A 17,651-nucleotide genomic window follows, 5' to 3' on the forward strand; every position below is an offset into this window, starting at 1 on the left:
CGGGGCGCGTGCGGCGTTCACGCCGGGCGCGCGCCCCGCCGACGGCCCTGGCCCACCGGGCGGTCACCACCCCCGCGCGTGCCACTCCGGCAGGTGCGGGCGTTCCGCGCCCAGCGTGGTGTCGTCGCCGTGTCCCGGGTAGACCCACGTCTCGTCCGGCAGCGGGCCGAAGATCTTCGTCTCGACGTCCCGGATCAGGCTCGCGAACGCCTCGGGATCCTTGCGGGTGTTGCCCACCCCGCCCGGGAAGAGGCAGTCCCCGGTGAACACATGGGGATGCCCGTGCGGGTCGTCGTAGACCAGGGCGATCGAACCCGGCGTGTGCCCGACGAGGTGGCGCGCGGTGAGACGTACGCGCCCCACCCGGACGGTGTCGCCGTCGTCCACCGGGACGTGGGTGGGGACGGGGATGCCCTCGGCGTCGTGCCGGCCGGCGTAGGTGCGGGCGCCGGTGGCGGCGACCACCTCGGCCAGCGCCTGCCAGTGGTCGGCGTGCCGGTGGGTGGTGACGACGGACGCGATGCCGTCGGCGCCGATCGTGCCGAGCAGCGTCTCGGCGTCGTTGGCGGCGTCGATCAGCAACTGCTCGTCGGTGGCCCGGCAGCGCAGCAGATAGGCGTTGTTGTTCATCGGGCCGACCGCGATCTTGGTGATCATCAGGTCCTTGAGCTCGTGCACGTCGGCGGGTCCGCCGACCCTCACCTCTCCGCTGTACGTCATGGCGGCCAGCCTAGTGCGGTCAGGTGCGGCCGGGGACCCGCGGGCGGCGCCGCTACAGCGGAGGAAGGGCCGGGAGCGGCCCGCCGGTCACCGTGAGGTCCGAGCCGTCCCGTCGGCCCGCGAGCCAGCCGAGCAGGTCCGCCCGGCCGCCGGTGACGGTGACCTCGGGGACGTCCGCCGCCCGTCCCGTGCGCCACGCGCGCGTACCGTCCGTGATCCGGGTCGGCGGCACGTCCGGGTGCCCGGTGAACCGCTCGGCGAGGAAGCCGGTCTCCCGCTCCGCGAACTGCGCCGGCAGCTCCTCCAGCTCGTAGCCGATCCCCAGATCCACGTGGTGCAGCTCGACCTCGATCCAGCGCCGGAACGGCACCCGGGAGGCGGTGTCGGTAACCCCGCCCCGCAGCGCGACGGTGCGCGTCCAGTCGGCCACTGCGGCCGCCGCCCGCTGGAAACGGGCCGCGCTCTCGCGCACGTCCGCGAGCTGCGCGTCGAGCGGGCGCGGGGCGTCCCGCTCGATGTCGGCGTCGCGGGCCTCGGCGCTGACGTACATGGGCCGGCCCTCGAAAACGTTCGCCAGGGCGTCCGCGTTGCGGGCGAGGTGGGCGAGGACGTGTCCCCGGGACCAGCCGGGAAGTCGTGACTGCTCGGTCACGCTCGCGTTGTCCAGTTTGCCGACCGCGCTGAGCAGCCGCTCGGTGGCGTCCTGTACAGAGACCAGGTCATGCGCATGATCCGTCATGGTGCTGACCCTAGAACGTGCCACCCCTTCGGGTGAAGGAGGCGGACTCCGCCCGTAAATCGAATGCGCGTGCTATATGGTCGGAGATGGCGTCGGGCATGCTGGAGAGCCGGGGTTTGTTGACAACCCGTGAATCCGACCGGCGTTGTCAGTGGCTCCCCCTAGTCTGAGAAAGACGGGGGCCCCGCCCCTGTCACTTCTCTCAAGAAAGGTGCGGACCGGCGTGGCCGACCGTCTCATCGTCCGTGGCGCGCGCGAGCACAACCTGAAGAACGTCTCGCTCGACCTGCCACGCGACTCGCTCATCGTCTTCACGGGCCTGTCCGGGTCGGGCAAGTCCTCCCTGGCCTTCGACACGATCTTCGCCGAGGGCCAGCGGCGCTACGTGGAATCGCTCTCCTCGTACGCCCGGCAGTTCCTCGGCCAGATGGACAAGCCGGACGTCGACTTCATCGAGGGCCTCTCCCCGGCGGTCTCGATCGACCAGAAGTCGACCTCGCGCAACCCGCGCTCCACGGTCGGCACCATCACCGAGGTCTACGACTACCTGCGGCTGCTCTTCGCGCGCATCGGCAAGCCGCACTGCCCCGAGTGCGGCCGGCCGATCTCCCGCCAGTCGCCGCAGGCCATCGTCGACCGGGTCCTCGAGCTGCCCGAGGGCAGCCGCTTCCAGGTGCTGTCGCCGCTGGTGCGCGAGCGCAAGGGCGAGTTCGTCGACCTCTTCGCCGACCTCCAGACCAAGGGCTACTCCCGGGCGCGGGTGGACGGCGAGACCATCCAGCTCGCCACCCCGCCCACGCTGAAGAAGCAGGAGAAGCACACCATCGAGGTGGTCATCGACCGCCTCACGGTGAAGGAGTCCGCCAAGCGCCGGCTCACCGACTCCGTGGAGACCGCGCTCGGCCTGTCCGGCGGCATGGTCGTGCTCGACTTCGTCGACCTCCCCGAGGACGACCCCGAGCGCGAGCGCATGTTCTCCGAGCACCTGTACTGCACGTACGACGACCTCTCCTTCGAGGAGCTGGAGCCGCGTTCGTTCTCCTTCAACTCGCCCTTCGGCGCCTGCCCCGACTGCTCCGGCATCGGCACCCGCATGGAGGTCGACCCGGAGCTGATCGTCCCGGACCCCGACAAGTCCCTGGACGAGGGTGCCATCCACCCCTGGTCGCACGGCCACACCAAGGACTACTTCGCCCGCCTGATCGGCGCCCTCGCCGACGCCCTGGGCTTCCGGACGGACATCCCCTTCGCCGGCCTGCCGCAGCGCGCCAGGAAGGCCCTGCTGTACGGCCACAAGACCCAGGTCGAGGTCCGCTACCGCAACCGGTACGGCCGCGAGCGCCGGTACACCACGGCCTTCGAGGGCGCGATCCCCTTCGTCAAGCGCCGGCACAGCGAGGCCGAGAGCGACTCCAGCCGGGAGCGCTTCGAGGGCTACATGCGCGAGGTGCCATGCCCCACCTGCGAGGGCACCCGGCTGAAGCCGCTGATCCTCGCGGTCACGGTCATGGGCAAGTCCATCGCCGAGGTCTCCGCGATGTCCATCAGCGACTGCGCCGACTTCCTGGGCGAGCTGAGGCTCAGCGACCGCGACAAGAAGATCGCCGAGCGCGTGCTCAAGGAGGTCAACGAGCGGCTGCGCTTCCTGGTCGACGTCGGCCTGGACTACCTGTCGCTCAACCGCGCGGCGGGCACCCTCTCCGGCGGCGAGGCCCAGCGCATCCGGCTGGCCACCCAGATCGGCTCCGGCCTCGTCGGCGTCCTCTACGTCCTCGACGAGCCCTCCATCGGCCTGCACCAGCGGGACAACCACCGGCTGATCGAGACCCTGGTCCGGCTCCGTGACATGGGCAACACGCTCATCGTCGTCGAGCACGACGAGGACACCATCAAGGTCGCCGACTGGATCGTCGACATCGGCCCGGGCGCCGGCGAGCACGGCGGCAAGGTGGTGCACAGCGGCTCCGTGAAGGAGCTGCTCGACAACGCCGAGTCGCAGACCGGCCTGTACCTGTCCGGCAAGAAGGCCATCCCGCTGCCCGACGTCCGGCGTCCGCGCGACCCGTCCCGGCAGCTCGTCGTGCGCGGCGCCCGCGAGAACAACCTGCGGGACATCGACGTGTCCTTCCCGCTCGGTGTCTTCACGGCCGTCACCGGTGTCTCCGGCTCCGGCAAGTCGACACTGGTCAACGACATCCTGTACACCCACCTCGCACGCGAGCTGAACGGCGCCCGCAACGTTCCCGGGCGGCACACGCGGGTGGACGGCGACGACCTCGTCGACAAGGTCGTGCACGTCGACCAGTCGCCCATCGGCCGCACCCCGCGGTCGAACCCGGCGACGTACACCGGTGTCTTCGACCACATCCGCAAGCTGTTCGCCGAGACCACCGAGGCCAAGGTCCGGGGGTACCTGCCCGGCCGGTTCTCGTTCAACGTCAAGGGCGGCCGCTGCGAGAACTGCGCGGGCGACGGCACCATCAAGATCGAGATGAACTTCCTCCCGGACGTCTACGTCCCGTGCGAGGTCTGCCACGGCGCCCGGTACAACCGGGAGACCCTGGAGGTCCACTACAAGGGCAAGTCCATCGCCGACGTGCTGAACATGCCGATCGAGGAGGCCACCGACTTCTTCGAGGCGGTGCCCGCGATCTCCCGGCACATGAAGACGCTCAAGGACGTCGGCCTCGGCTACGTCCGGCTCGGCCAGTCCGCCACCACCCTCTCCGGTGGTGAGGCGCAGCGTGTCAAGCTCGCCAGCGAGCTCCAGCGCCGCTCCACCGGCCGTACGGTCTACGTCCTGGACGAGCCGACCACCGGTCTGCACTTCGAGGACATCAGCAAGCTGCTGACCGTCCTGTCCGGCCTGGTCGACAAGGGCAACACGGTCATCGTCATCGAGCACAACCTGGACGTGATCAAGACCGCCGACTGGGTCGTCGACATGGGTCCCGAGGGCGGCGCGGGCGGCGGCCTGGTGGTCGCCGAGGGCACCCCGGAGCAGGTCGCGAGCGTGCCGGCCAGCCACACCGGCAAGTTCCTGCGCGACACCCTCGGCGCCGACCGGATCAGCGACGCGGACCCCGTGAAGCCTCCGCGGGCGGCGGCGAAGAAGACGGCCGCCAAGAAGGCCCCCGCGAAGAAGGCCCCCGCCAAGAAGGCGCCCGCGAAGAAGTCGGCCGGGACCCGCAAGTCCTGACCGGCCGGCGGAACGGCAGGCAGTGCGACGCGCCGTGCCCCACGCGAAGACGTGCGGCACGGCGCGCCGCCGTGTCCGCCTGCCGGGCCCGTCCTCTACGCGCCGCCCGGGCGCCCTGCGGGCGGTACGGGCGGCCGGCTGATCCGTCCGCCGGCGAGGTGCCGGCGGTCAGCCGGGCGGCCCGCATGGTCGACCCGGGGTGCCGGGCGCGGCCGGGCCCGCTTCGTCGTCGGTGGCGGCGCTCAGCCCGCCAGTTCGTGGGCGTACGGCGGTTCCGCGCCCGCGCGGGAGCAGGTGAGCGCGGCGGCGCGGGCCGCGAAGCCCAGCAGTTCCGCCCAGCCGTCCGGACCCAGCGCGGCCAGGGCCCGCGGGGTCAGCGCGTCCCGGGCCGCGAGGCCGTGCAGCAGCGCCGCGTTGACGGTGTCACCCGCGCCGATGGTGTCCACGACATCGACCCGCTCGCCCGGCACCGTGTACTCGCCGCCGTCGCGGGTGAAGACGGACAGCCCGGCAGCGCCCCGGGTGACCACGACCGCCGCCGGACCGGCCGCCAGCCACTCCCGGGGCGTGCCGCCCAGCCACCCGGCGTCCTCCGCGGACAGCTTCAGCAGCGCCACCGAGGGCAGCCAGCTCTTGAACCGGGCCCGGTACGCGTCCGGGTCGGCGATGAGTCCCGCCCGGATGTTCGGATCCAGGGCCGTGAACAGACCCCGCGCCGCGGACTGACGCATCAGTTCCTCGTACGCGCTCGCCCCCGGCTCCAGCACCAGCGAACAGGTGCCGAAGGAGACCGCCCGGGTCCCGGACGGCAGCGCGGCGGGCGTCCGGAACAGCCGGTCCGCCGTGCCCTCCACGTAGAAGGAGTACGCGGCCGATCCGTCCGTGCCGACCGTGGCGACGGCCAGCGTGGTGGGCTCGGACCCGCGCTGCACCGGGGAGACGTCCACCCCGGTCTCCCGGAGCCGGTCGAGGAGCGCCTCGCCGAAGGCGTCCCGCGACACCCGGGAGCAGAAGGCGACGGGGGAGCCGAGCCGGCCCAGGGCCACGGCCGTGTTGTACGGCCCGCCGCCGAGGGCCGGGGTGAGGGCGGCCAGCGCGCCCGTACCCCGCGGTACCAGGTCGATCAGTGCCTCACCGGCGACGACGATCACGTGACGGTCCTTTCCACGGCCTCGGACGGATCGGGGCAGCCGCACGAGGTGCGGTGCATGAGCGAGCAGGTCAGGCGTACGGTCCTGGCGGGCAGCTCGGGGTCGGCCAGGCGTTCGAGGAGCAGCCGGACGGCATGCGTGCCCAGCTCCCTGCCGGGCTGGGCGACGGCGGTGAGCCGGGGCGTGAACAGATCCGCCCAGGCGAAGTCGTCGAAGCAGCACAGCGCGATGTCGCCGGGCACGGACAGGCCGCGGGCGCGCAGGGCACGCAGCGCGCCGAGGGTCATCGCGTTGTTGGCGGTGATCAGCGCGGAGGGCGGTGCGGGAAGGGCGAGCAGGCCGCCGGTGGCCCGTTCGGCACCGGCCGACTCGGAGTCGCCGTGCGCCAGCAGGCGTTCGTCGTAGGGCAGCCCGGCCGCCCGGAGTCCGTCGCGGTACCCGGCGGCCCGCTCGCGCGTGGTGCTGAATCCGGACCGGCCGGCCACCAGGCCGATCCGCCGGTGGCCGAGCTCGGCGAGGTGCCGCACCAGCAGGGCCGTCGGTTCCGCGCCGCCGGCGCAGACCTGGTCGAAGCGCGGCGGGCCGTCCGCCGGGACGTCGACGACCCGGTCGAGGAACACGGCCGGCACCCGGTGCCTGCGGAGATAGGCGACGAGAGCGCTCGGATCGGCCGAGGGCGCGACGATCAGACCGTCCACGCGGCGCTCGTGCAGCAGTTGGACGACCTCGCGTTCGTGCCGGGGGTCGTCGCGCGGGTCGGCGATGAGCAGGCCGTAGCCCTGCCGCACGGCGGCGGCCTCGACGCCCTGGAGGATCTCCGTGAAGTACGGGTTGCTGATCGCGGAGACCGCGAGCCCGATGGAACGGGTGCGCGCGGTGACCAGCGACCGCGCCAGGGCGTTCGGGGCGTACCCCAGCTCCTCGATCGCGTCCAGGACCGCCTGGCGGGTGCGGGGCAGTACCGGCCGGGTGTCGTTCAGGACGTGCGAGACGGTCGCCACCGAGACACCGGCGCTGCGCGCGACATCGGCCATGGTCGCCAACGGTGTGCTCCCTCCCCGGCCTCCCCGGCCGCACCTCGCTCCGGCCGGCCTGCGCCCGCCCGGGCCGCTGGCCGGACCGTACCCCATCCGGCGATGGACGTAAACGCTTGCGCAATCGCTTACGTCTTCACCGGCCCGCAGCTCATCCGGCAACGGACGCAAGCCTTCGCGCGGTCGCTTGCGTCTCCCGGCCCCGGACCGTGCCGCACACCGCCCCGGCCGGGTCCCCGACCGGAGCGCTCAGTATCGTCGGCGCGACCGCGCCCGTCCTGATCAGTGGAGACACCCATGTCCGGCCGTCCCGTCCCGAGCCGTCGTACCGTCCTGGGCTCGGTGGCCGCCGTGTCCGTCACCGGACTGGACGCGACGGCCTGCGGGCCCGGCGGTGCCAGCGGCGTGGCGGCGGCGCCGACCACGGCCGTCGATCTCGGTGCCGAGGGCGAGGTGGCCCGCGGGAGCGTCAAGCTGTACCGGGACCACAACGTGGTGGTCGGCCGGTCCGAGGACGGTTCCCTGAAGGCGTACAGCACCGTCTGCACGCACGCGGGGTGCGCCATCGACCGGCTGGCGGCGGGCCGGCTCGTCTGCCCCTGCCACGGCAGCGAGTTCGACCCCCGCACCGGCGAGGTGCTGCACGCCCCGGCCACCGCGCCCCTGGCGGAGCTGCCGGTCGAGGCCCGCGACGGCCGGATCGTGGCGGGACCGGGCGCCTGACGGCCCGCGCCGCCCTCATCGGCCCGTCGGAACCCGTCCGCGCCCCGCGTAAAACCCTTCGACACCCTCTGCGGGCTGCGGCAGGCTTCGCGCGATGACACGACGAACCGATACGCCTCCCGCCTGGGACGAGCGCACCCAACTGGTCACCTTCCTGGACTACGCCCGTGACACGGCACGCGCCAAGTGCGAGGGCGTGTCCGCGCAGGACGCCCGCAGGGCCCCGCTGCCCGGGTCGCCGCTGATGACCCTGTGCGGACTGATCAGCCATCTGCGGTGGGTCGAGCACTACTGGGTCGAGTCGGTCTTCCTGGGGGAGGAGCTCGCGGGCCCGCTCGCGGAGGCGACCGACGACGACCCCGATCCCGAGATGCGGACCGCGGTCGACATCCCGTTGCCCCGGCTGCTCGCGGAGTACGAGGAGCAGAGCGTCCGCTACCGCGGCCTGCTGGCCGAACACGACCTGGACGCGACCGCGCGGCGGCCGATCAGGGACGGCCGGCACGTGGACCTCCGCTGGATCCTGCTCCACCTCATCGAGGAGACGTCCCGCCACAACGGGCACATCGACATCGTGCGTGAGCTGCTCGACGGACGGGTCGGCGACTAGGCCCGCACTTCGCAGGTCGTTGATTCGGATGATCTGGTTGTCCTGGTGGTGTCCGGGACTGGTGGTGTGGCGTTGGTCCGGGCATGTCGATGACTTCCCGGTCCCCGCGGCCACGGCCCCAGCGCCAGCGCTTCGAGTGCGCGGTGACGTCCGTGGTGGAGAAGCGTCTGGGCGCTCTGCCTGTCGCTGCCGAGTTTCTGCGCCGGCTGGATGTGGCGGGGATCGTCGACGGGATCTGCCCGGGCGGTGCGAGTGCGCGCCTGACGCATGGGCAGGTGATCGAGGCGATGGTGGCGAACCGGCTGACCTCGCCCGCGCCGCTGGTGCGGGTCGGTGACTGGGCGCGCACCTGGGCGGTGGAGGAGGTCTTCGGAATCGAGGCGGGTCTGCTCAACGACGACCGTCTGGCCCGGGCTCTGGACGCGATCGCTCCGCACCTGGAGAAGATCGCGGGTACGGTCGGCGCACGGGCGGTCGCCGAGTTCGGTATCGACACCGCGCGGCTGCACTGGGACATGACCAGCATGTCCGTCCACGGCGCCTACCCCGAGCAGGACCAGGACGAGCAGTACCCGCTCATCGGCTACGGGCATCCCAAGGACCGGCGATTCGACCTGAAGAAGGTCCAGGCCGGGCTTGCGGTGTCGGCCGACGGCGGCATCCCCATCCATGCCCGTGTCTTCGGTGGCGGCGCGGCCGAGGTCAGTCAGGTCGTCAGGGCGATGCGGGATCTGTCCCAGCTGGCAGGTGAGCAGAAGTTCTTGATGGTCGCGGACTCCAAGCTGGTGTCCTACCGGAACGTCGCCGCGTTGCTGGACGCCGGGGTGAAGTTCATCGCGCCGGTCCCGGCCGCGCAGGTCCAGGACGAGGTCTACGCCGCGCTCGATCTCGCCCGGGCCCAGGTCGTGGACTGGGTGCCCGGCCGGGACGTCGGCAAGTCGGCCGACCAGCGGGAGGTCTACCGGGTGCTGGAGGACGTCCACACCCTGACCGGGCCACGCAAGCGCGACCCGGTGCTGAGGGTGCGGCGAATCCTGGTGCATTCCACGGCCCATTCCAAGGGCCAGCAGGCGGCCCGAGCCAACCGGCTGGCCAAGGCCAGCGCGGAGCTGGACAAGCTCGTCGCTGCCGCGGGCGGGCGGCACTACAAGACTGGCGAGAAGATTGCCGCCCGGGTCGGGGTGATCGCCGCCAGGCGCCGCGTGGTCTCCTGCCTGCGCTGGCACATCACCGAGGACGAGGCCGACGGCCCTCGCCTGCACTGGCACTTCGACCAGGAGGCGCTGGAGACCGAGGCCGCGGTCGACGGCTGGTACGCGCTGCTGGCCGGCATCCCCCGCACCACGGTCGGCCCCACGCAGGTCCTGATCCACTACAACGGCCAGGGCACGGTCGAACGGCGCTACCACGACTTCAAGGGCCCGCTCGCCGTCACCCCGGTGTTCGTCCAGCACAACCACCGCGTCGCAGCCCTGATCCAGGTGATCTGCCTGGCCTTGCTCGTGTTCTGCTTGATCGAGCGCCAGGTAAGACGGGCTCTCGGCCCTCAGCAGACCATGGCCGGCCTCTACCCGGACAACCGCCGCGTCCGCCCCACCGGCCGGATGGTCCTTTACCACCTCGGCGAACTCACCTTGCGCATCGGCACCATCACCGACCCGCCGATGGTGCAGATCACCCGGGGCGTCCAGCTCCACCTCCTTGAACTCCTCGGCATCGACGTCACCCGAACTCACCGCCCACGGACTTTAATCGTCGGCCTTCGAAACAGCGGGCCAGACGCCCCCGCCTCGTCACACGGCCGAAGCGTCCCCTCCGGTCCCGCGCTCGCCTAATGTGCCGGCATGACCTCGACAGAGACGTCCTCGCTGGTGCTGCACGGCAGACGCCGTGCCTCCGCCCGGCTGCGGGACGGGGCGGTGCTGCTGGAGACGGACGGCGTGCGGCGCCGGATACCGGTGACGGCGATAGAACGAGTCGACGTTCACGGCGCCAAGGACCGACAGCTGACCGTCGTACTGACGGGCGACGAGCCCGTGGCGTACCACCTAAGGTGCCGCAGTGCCCCCGCCGTGCACGAGTTCGCGCAGGCCGTCCGCCGTGCACTGCCCACACGGGACGCCAACGAGCCGCGGCCAAACGGGGTGGAGCTGGTGAGCGAGAAGCCGCTGGAGCGGGCGGCACCGAACCGGGTCTTTCTGCTCTGGTGGGGCCTCGGGGGCGGGTATGTGCTGGTGCTCGTCCTGCTGCTGGTGAAGGGCGCTTTTTCCGGGGTGGTCCCGCTGGTCCTCTGGGCGGTGGCCCCCCTCGTGATCGGCGGCGGGGTAGGGGGTGTGCAAGCCGGGTGGCAGGTGTTCCGGGAGCCCTGGGTGCTGCGGACCCGGGGGATCACCGTCGAGGGAGAACTACAGGGGACCCACTGGCACGAGGGTGGCAAGCAGTACTACTACGCGTACGTCGACAGTCACGGCGTACGGCGTGAGTGCAAGAGCTCGGACGGAGGTGCCGAGCGGGCCGAGATCACGTACGACCCCGTGAACCCCGATACCGCCATGGTCGGTCACCGTACGACGGGATGGCTCGTGTTCGGTGCGGTACTCATTCTGCTCATGGGCTCTGTGCTGCTGGCCGGTGTCGCGTCCGCGGTGGTGGGGGTGATGGCGCTGGTCATCTGATCCTCTGCCGAGCCCGCAGGAGATGCCCTCCGGACTCTCTGCTGTGGGGTGGCGGCCAGATCATCCGAATCAACGACCTGCGAAGTATGGGACTAGGCGACCAGCGACCAGTGGGGGCCGGCGCCGTACCGTTCGCCGTCTCTCACGCCCAGTCCCACCCGATCCCCACCACACCCGGCCGCACCCGGGGTTCCACCAGGTGCACCGAGTGGTGCCGGTCGCTGAGGGGCAGGTCGTACCGTCCGCCGCGCGGGCCCGTCGGTGACGGCCGGGTGAAACGGTGGCAGTGGGCCGGCAGGGCGGCCGGGTCGAACCCCACCTGGAGCGCGTACTGCCCACCCGCGGTATCGAACAACCGTACGTACTCGTGGGACGACTCCGCCGTGCCGTCCTGGACGGCGTACCGGAAGAGAAAAGTGTCGCCGGTCCGCAGCCGGGTGTCGAAGAGCAGCTCCGCCACCAGCACACCCTTGTCGTGGTGCCGGCGCACGCGCCCCGCGCGGCAGTTCTCCAGCGCGTGGACGCTCATCCGCTCCGGCGCGCACCCCGGGTCCCCCTGGTGGACCGCGACGAAGCGGTCGACGCCGTCCCGGCGGGCGCGGACTATGTGGTGCTCCTCGCGTCCGGACAGCTCACGGCGGGGACCGATCCGTACCTGTTCGTGGTGGCCGAGGGTGTCCAGCCCGCCGTCCGGCGGCTGGTCCAGCTCGGCCAGCAGCCGGTCCAGCACCCCGGAGGCCCGCGCCTCGGCGCGCCGCGCCGCCGCGTGCCCGTCGCTCTCCGTGAGCAGCCTGATCAGCGACTCCGTCGGCAGCTGGAGGATCTCCTCCAGGGCCCGCACGGCCCGCAGCGACTCCGGGCGCTGCGGGCGCCGCGCGCCCTGCTGCCAGTAGCTCAGACTCGTGACGCCGACCTTCACCCCGTACCGCGACAAGTGGTGCTGCACCCGCTGGAGCGGCAGTCCCCGGGCGGCGATCGCGGTCCGCAGCGCGAGGTGGAAGGGGCCGCCGCGCAAGGCGGAGTCGAGCTCCGCGACGGCGGTTCCCGCGTGCTGGGTGGCGTGCGGCATGCAGAAGCCTCTCTGTGACGGTGCGCCACGGCCGCTCGGGCCGCCCGGCGCGCATCGGCCGGGGCCGCCCCCGGCACGGCGCGGGGCCCCGCATCTGCCTGTGCCGCGCCCCAGGGCCCCCGAGTTCCCCCGCATTGAAGCGTGTTGACCAGGCCCCGACAACACTTCCGACCGGACGGCCACCCGTTCCCGGCCGGGGACCGGCGGGGCACCGGCGGGCGTTCCGGCACGTCGTCCACAGGCCCGCCGGTCTGTCGGTCCCCGCCAGTAGGGTGTGAGTCATGGCCGACCCCTCCAGCTACCGCCCCAGTCCGGGACAGATCCCGGACTCGCCCGGGGTGTACAGGTTCCGTGACGAGCACCGCAGGGTGATCTACGTCGGAAAGGCGAAAAGCCTGCGCCAGCGCCTGGCCAACTACTTCCAGGACCTGGCGAACCTGCACCCCCGCACCCGCTCCATGGTCACCACGGCAGCGTCCGTGGAGTGGACGGTGGTGTCCACGGAGGTCGAGGCGCTCCAGCTGGAGTACTCCTGGATCAAGGAGTACGACCCCCGGTTCAACGTCAAGTACCGCGACGACAAGAGCTACCCCTACCTCGCGGTGACGATGAACGAGGAGTTCCCGCGCGTCCAGGTGATGCGCGGCCACAAGAAGAAGGGCGTGCGCTACTTCGGCCCGTACGGGCACGCCTGGGCGATCCGCGACACGGTCGACCTCCTGCTGCGCGTCTTCCCGGTCCGCACCTGCTCGGCCGGCGTGTTCAAGAACGCCGCCCGCACCGGCCGCCCCTGCCTGCTCGGCTACATCGGCAAGTGCTCGGCGCCCTGTGTGGAGCGGATCTCCGCCGCGGACCACCGGGAGCTCGCCGACGAGTTCTGCGACTTCATGGCCGGGCGCACGGGCACCTACCTGCGGCGCCTGGAGAAGCGGATGGCCGAGGCGGCCGAGGACATGGAGTACGAGCGGGCGGCCCGCCTGCGCGACGACATCGGCGCCCTGAAGAAGGCCATGGAGAAGAACGCGGTCGTGCTCGCCGACGCGACCGACGCCGACCTGATCGCCGTCGCCGAGGACGAGCTGGAAGCGGCCGTCCAGATCTTCCACGTGCGCGGCGGCCGGGTCCGCGGCCAGCGCGGCTGGGTGACCGACAAGGTCGAGGACGTCACCACCGCCGCCCTCGTCGAGCACGCCCTCCAGCAGCTCTACGGCGAGGAGCGGGGCGACGCCGTCCCCAAGGAGGTCCTGGTCCCGGCCCTGCCCGACCCGGTGGACCCGGTCCAGCAGTGGCTCACCGAGCGGCGCGGCTCAGCGGTGTCGCTGCGGATTCCGCAGCGCGGTGACAAGAAAGCCCTGATGGAGACGGTCCAGCGCAACGCCCAGCAGTCGCTGGTCCTGCACAAGACCAAGCGTGCCTCCGACCTGACCACCCGCTCGCGCGCCCTGGAGGAGATCGCCGACGCCCTCGGCCTGGACAGCGCCCCGCTGCGCATCGAGTGCTACGACATCTCGCACCTCCAGGGCGACGACGTCGTAGCCTCCATGGTCGTCTTCGAGGACGGCCTCGCCCGCAAGAGCGAGTACCGGCGCTTCCAGATCAAGGGCTTCCGGGGACAGGACGACGTCCGTTCCATGCACGAGGTGATCACCCGCCGCTTCCGGCGCTATCTCGCGGAGAAGGAGAAGACCGGCGAGTGGGCGGAGGAATCGGCCGAGGAGCCGGCCGGTGCCGGGGCCGCGCCGGCGGGGGAGGCGGTCCCGTCCGGTGCGGACCTCAAGGACGAGGACGGCCGCCCCAAGCGCTTCGCCTACCCGCCGCAGCTCGTCGTCGTCGACGGTGGCCAGCCCCAGGTCGCCGCGGCCCAGCGGGCCCTCGACGAGCTGGGCATCGACGACATCGCGGTGTGCGGCCTCGCCAAGCGGCTGGAGGAGGTCTGGCTGCCCGGCGACGACGACCCAGTGGTCCTGCCCCGCACCAGCGAGGGCCTCTACCTGCTCCAGCGGGTCCGGGACGAGGCCCACCGCTTCGCGATCACCTACCAGCGCACCAAGCGCGCCAAGCGTTTCCGTGCCAGCCCCCTGGACGACGTGCCGGGACTCGGCGAGACCCGCAAACAGGCCCTGGTCAAGCACTTCGGTTCGCTGAAGAGGCTGCGGTCCGCGACCGTCGACCAGATCTGCGAGGTGCCCGGCATAGGCCGCAAGACGGCCGAGACCGTCACGGCGGCACTGGCCGGCGCGGTCCCGGCCGGACCCGCCGTGAACACGGCGACCGGAGAGATCATGGAAGACGACGCAGACGAGACGGCCGGGGCGTCCGAGACGAGGGCGGATGCCCCGGGGGAGCCCGTGACCGCGGGCCTCCCGGACGAACGACGGGGGCAGGAGACATGAGCGAGCGCGATCCACGTCAGGCGAAAGACCCAGCCGGAAGCCAGGCGGCACACAAGAAGACGAGCGAAGATCACCCCGAGCCCAGCGAGTACGACGAGCAGAGCGAGCGCGACGAGTACGACGGGCGCGACGAGTACGACGGGCGGCAGGCGCGCGGCCGGCGGCAGGAGCACGACGGGCAAGGCGATCAGGACGAGCGGGACGGGCACGACGAGCAGGACGGGCGCGAGGCGCCCCAGGAAGACGGAGCACAGGTGAGTACGGGCAGCGAGCCGGCCGGGGCCATCCCCGAGCTGGTGATCATCTCCGGCATGTCCGGGGCCGGCCGCTCGACGGCCGCCAAGTGTCTGGAGGACCTCGGCTGGTTCGTCGTCGACAACCTGCCGCCCGCGCTGATCCCCACCATGGTCGAACTGGGCGCCCGCTCACAGGGCAACGTGGCCCGGATCGCGGTCGTCGTCGACGTGCGCGGCCGCCGCTTCTTCGACAACCTGCGCGAATCACTGGCCGACCTCGACGCCCGCGGCGTCACCCGGCGCATCGTCTTCCTGGAGTCCTCCGACGAGGCCCTGGTGCGCCGCTTCGAGTCGGTGCGCCGCCCGCACCCCCTCCAGGGCGACGGCCGCATCGTCGACGGCATCGCAGCCGAGCGCGAACTGCTGCGCGAGCTGCGCGGCGACGCCGACCTGGTGATCGACACCTCCAGCCTCAACGTGCACGAGCTGCGCGCCAAGATGGACGCCCAGTTCGCCGGCGAGGAGGAGCCCGAGCTGCGGGCCACCGTCATGTCGTTCGGCTTCAAGTACGGCCTGCCGGTCGACGCCGACCTGGTGGCGGACATGCGGTTCCTGCCCAACCCGCACTGGGTCCCGGAGCTGCGCCCGTTCACCGGCCTCAACGAAGAGGTGTCGTCGTACGTGCTCAACCAGCCGGGAGCCAAGGAGTTCCTGGACCGCTACGCCGAACTCCTCCAACTGGTCGCCGCTGGCTACCGCCGGGAGGGCAAGCGCTACGTGACCATCGCCGTCGGCTGCACCGGCGGCAAGCACCGCTCCGTCGCCATGTCGGAGAAGCTCGCCGCCCGGCTCGTGGCCGAGGGCGTGGAGACGGTGGTCGTGCACCGGGACATGGGACGGGAATGACAGCACGTACTCCGCGGCTGAGCCGGCTCGGCAGACTGGGCCGGGCGATGCCCGAGGGCCGCTCGGCCGAGGCTCGCCGCCCCGCCGAGGCCCGGGGCGGCAAGCCGCGCCGCCGGGGCGCCCAGCCCAAGGTCGTCGCCCTGGGCGGCGGCATGGGCCTGTCCGCCTCGCTCGCCGCGCTGCGCCGGATCACCGGCGCCCTCACGGCCGTGGTCACGGTCGCCGACGACGGCGGCTCCAGCGGCCGGCTGCGCGACGAACTGGGTGTGCTGCCGCCCGGTGACCTGCGCAAGGCGCTGGCCGCGCTGTGCGGCGACGACGACTGGGGCCAGACCTGGGCCCGGGTCATCCAGCACCGCTTCCAGTCCAAGGGCGAGCTGCACGAACACGCGGTCGGCAACCTGCTGATCGTCGCCCTGTGGGAGCAGCTCGGCGACCACGTCATGGCCCTGGACCTGGTCGGCAAGCTGCTCGGCGCGCACGGCCGGGTGCTGCCCATGTCCGCCGTGCCGCTGGAGCTCCAGGCCCTGGTCAAGGGCCATGACCCGGAGCGGCCCGAGGACGTGGACACGGTCCGCGGGCAGGCGACCGTGGCGCTCACGCCGGGCGAGGTGCAGTCGGTGCACCTGGTGCCGGCCGACCCGCCCGCCGTGCCCGAGGCGGTCGACGCGGTCCTCGACGCCGACTGGGTGGTGCTCGGTCCCGGGTCCTGGTTCTCCTCGGTCATCCCGCACCTGCTGGTGCCCGATCTGCTGGACGCGCTCACCGAGACCAAGGCCCGCCGGGTGCTCTCGTTGAACCTCGCCCCGCAGCCCGGAGAAACCGAGGGCTTCTCACCGCAGCGTCATTTGGAGGTTTTGGGACGACACGCCCCTAAACTCGCCCTGGACGTGGTGCTGGCCGACGAGGCCGCCGTGCCCGACCGTGACTCGCTCACCGAAGCCGCGAAACGGTTCGGCGCCGCGGTCGAGCTGGCTCCGGTCGCCCGGACCGACGGGACCCCGAGGCACGACCCGGAGCTGCTGGCCGCCGCGTACGACCGTATTTTTCGGATGCATGGAAGGATCGGCCCATGGCGATGACGGCAGCGGTGAAGGACGAGATTGCGCGGCTTCCCGTCACCCGGACCTGCTGCAGAAAGGCAGAGGTCTCCGCCATTCTGCGGTTCGCCGGCGGCCTTCACCTGGTGAGCGGGCGCATCGTGATCGAGGCGGAGCTGGACACCTCGGCGGCGGCCCGGCGGCTCAAGCGGGACATCCTGGAGATCTTCGGCCACAGCTCGGAACTGATCGTGATGGCCCCGGGCGGACTGCGCCGCGGCTCGCGCTACGTGGTCCGGGTGGTCGCCGGCGGTGACCAGCTGGCCCGGCAGACCGGTCTGGTGGACGGCCGGGGCCGCCCCATCCGCGGGCTGCCCCCGCAGGTGGTCTCGGGGGCCACCTGCGACGCGGAGGCCGCCTGGCGCGGGGCGTTCCTGGCGCACGGCTCGCTCACCGAGCCCGGCCGCTCCTCCTCCTTGGAAGTGACCTGCCCCGGCCCCGAGGCCGCACTCGCCCTGGTCGGCGCCGCCCGCCGGCTGTCGATCGCCGCCAAGGCCCGCGAGGTGCGCGGCGTGGACCGGGTCGTCGTCCGCGACGGCGACGCGATCGGCGCCCTGCTCACCCGGCTCGGCGCGCACGACTCGGTGCTGGCCTGGGAGGAACGCCGGATGCGGCGGGAGGTCCGGGCCACCGCCAATCGGCTGGCCAACTTCGACGACGCCAACCTGCGCCGCTCCGCCCGCGCGGCCGTCGCGGCCGGGGCCCGGGTCCAGCGCGCGCTGGAGATCCTCGCCGACGACGTCCCCGAGCACCTCGCCGCCGCCGGCCGGCTGCGGATGGAGCACAAGCAGGCGTCCCTGGAGGAGCTCGGCGCGCTCGCCGACCCGCCGCTGACCAAGGACGCGGTCGCCGGGCGGATCCGCCGGCTGCTCGCGATGGCCGACAAGCGGGCCGCCGACCTCGGCATCCCGGGCACGGAGGCCAACCTCTCCGAGGACCTGGCGGACAACCTCGCGGGCTGACCCGACGGTTCCTCGACAGGCCGGCGCGGAGGCCGGCCACGACGGCCGGCCACGGGCAGCTGACGGTTGCGTGCCGACGGTCGACGGTTGCGCGCCGACGGCCGGCCGCGGACAGCTGACGGCTGCGTACCGAC

At 72.2% G+C, this 17,651-nt stretch carries 14 protein-coding genes; 9 read left to right on the plus strand and 5 right to left on the minus strand.

All coding sequences use genetic code 11. The features are described from left to right. Positions 1–63 precede the first annotated feature (63 nt). Positions 64–720 (minus strand): MBL fold metallo-hydrolase, encoded by a 657-nt coding sequence (locus tag AB0G32_RS10140; RefSeq protein ID WP_361160932.1) that lies wholly within the window; start codon positions 718–720, stop codon positions 64–66. Positions 721–772: 52 nt separating this feature from the next. Further along, positions 773–1,459 carry a maleylpyruvate isomerase family mycothiol-dependent enzyme gene (locus tag AB0G32_RS10145; RefSeq protein WP_361160935.1) on the minus strand — a complete coding sequence of 229 codons (687 nt, stop codon included), beginning with the start codon at positions 1,457–1,459 and terminating at the stop codon, positions 773–775. A 223-nt stretch (positions 1,460–1,682) separates the two neighbouring features. Here AB0G32_RS10145 and uvrA point away from each other — a divergent pair, with 223 nt between their 5' ends. Further along, positions 1,683–4,658: an excinuclease ABC subunit UvrA gene (gene uvrA, locus AB0G32_RS10150; protein ID WP_361160938.1), complete on the plus strand. Its 2,976-nt coding sequence runs from the start codon at positions 1,683–1,685 to the stop codon at positions 4,656–4,658. A gap of 242 nt (positions 4,659–4,900) precedes the next feature. Here the strand turns inward: uvrA and AB0G32_RS10155 are convergent, their stop codons facing one another. Together AB0G32_RS10155 and AB0G32_RS10160 are read right to left on the minus strand one after the other, a co-directional pair. After that, positions 4,901–5,809, minus strand: a complete 909-nt coding sequence (locus AB0G32_RS10155; RefSeq protein WP_361160940.1) for a carbohydrate kinase — start codon at positions 5,807–5,809, stop codon at positions 4,901–4,903. After that, positions 5,806–6,852: a LacI family DNA-binding transcriptional regulator gene (locus AB0G32_RS10160; protein ID WP_361160942.1), complete on the minus strand. Its 1,047-nt coding sequence runs from the start codon at positions 6,850–6,852 to the stop codon at positions 5,806–5,808. Before AB0G32_RS10160 ends, AB0G32_RS10155 begins: the two co-directional genes overlap by 4 nt. Before the next feature lie 288 nt (positions 6,853–7,140). On the opposite strand from AB0G32_RS10160, the gene AB0G32_RS10165 reads away from it, so the two are divergent. From AB0G32_RS10165 to AB0G32_RS10180, 4 genes are all read left to right on the plus strand, one after another. Continuing rightward, entirely contained in the window at positions 7,141–7,566 is a 426-nt protein-coding gene (locus tag AB0G32_RS10165; protein ID WP_361160945.1) for a Rieske (2Fe-2S) protein, read from the plus strand. 94 nt (positions 7,567–7,660) lie between these two features. Next, positions 7,661–8,176, plus strand: a complete 516-nt coding sequence (locus AB0G32_RS10170) for a DinB family protein (RefSeq protein WP_361160948.1) — start codon at positions 7,661–7,663, stop codon at positions 8,174–8,176. Positions 8,177–8,328: 152 nt separating this feature from the next. Then, a complete protein-coding gene (locus AB0G32_RS10175) occupies positions 8,329–10,011 on the plus strand; it encodes an IS1634 family transposase (RefSeq protein ID WP_361160950.1) in 1,683 nt (560 codons plus the stop codon). A 9-nt stretch (positions 10,012–10,020) separates the two neighbouring features. Next, a complete protein-coding gene (locus tag AB0G32_RS10180; protein ID WP_361160952.1) occupies positions 10,021–10,851 on the plus strand; it encodes a hypothetical protein in 831 nt (276 codons plus the stop codon). Positions 10,852–10,993: 142 nt separating this feature from the next. Here the strand turns inward: AB0G32_RS10180 and AB0G32_RS10185 are convergent, their stop codons facing one another. After that, entirely contained in the window at positions 10,994–11,920 is a 927-nt protein-coding gene (locus AB0G32_RS10185; protein WP_361160954.1) for a hypothetical protein, read from the minus strand. Between the two features lie 281 nt (positions 11,921–12,201). Between AB0G32_RS10185 and uvrC the strand changes: the two genes are divergently transcribed. The 4 genes from uvrC to whiA are packed head-to-tail and all read left to right on the plus strand — an operon-like array spanning position 12,202 to position 17,517. Beyond that, a complete protein-coding gene (gene uvrC / locus AB0G32_RS10190; RefSeq protein WP_361160956.1) occupies positions 12,202–14,313 on the plus strand; it encodes an excinuclease ABC subunit UvrC in 2,112 nt (703 codons plus the stop codon). Further along, entirely contained in the window at positions 14,310–15,455 is a 1,146-nt protein-coding gene (rapZ, locus tag AB0G32_RS10195; protein ID WP_361160957.1) for an RNase adapter RapZ, read from the plus strand. The genes uvrC and rapZ overlap by 4 nt, the downstream gene beginning before the upstream one ends. Then, positions 15,452–16,537 carry a uridine diphosphate-N-acetylglucosamine-binding protein YvcK gene (gene yvcK, locus AB0G32_RS10200; RefSeq protein ID WP_361160960.1) on the plus strand — a complete coding sequence of 362 codons (1,086 nt, stop codon included), beginning with the start codon at positions 15,452–15,454 and terminating at the stop codon, positions 16,535–16,537. The genes rapZ and yvcK overlap by 4 nt, the downstream gene beginning before the upstream one ends. After that, positions 16,528–17,517: a DNA-binding protein WhiA gene (gene whiA / locus AB0G32_RS10205; RefSeq protein ID WP_215172793.1), complete on the plus strand. Its 990-nt coding sequence runs from the start codon at positions 16,528–16,530 to the stop codon at positions 17,515–17,517. Before yvcK ends, whiA begins: the two co-directional genes overlap by 10 nt. Positions 17,518–17,651: the final 134 nt, after the last annotated feature.

Source organism: Streptomyces sp. NPDC023723, from assembly GCF_040639815.1.
GTDB lineage: Bacteria > Actinomycetota > Actinomycetes > Streptomycetales > Streptomycetaceae > Streptomyces.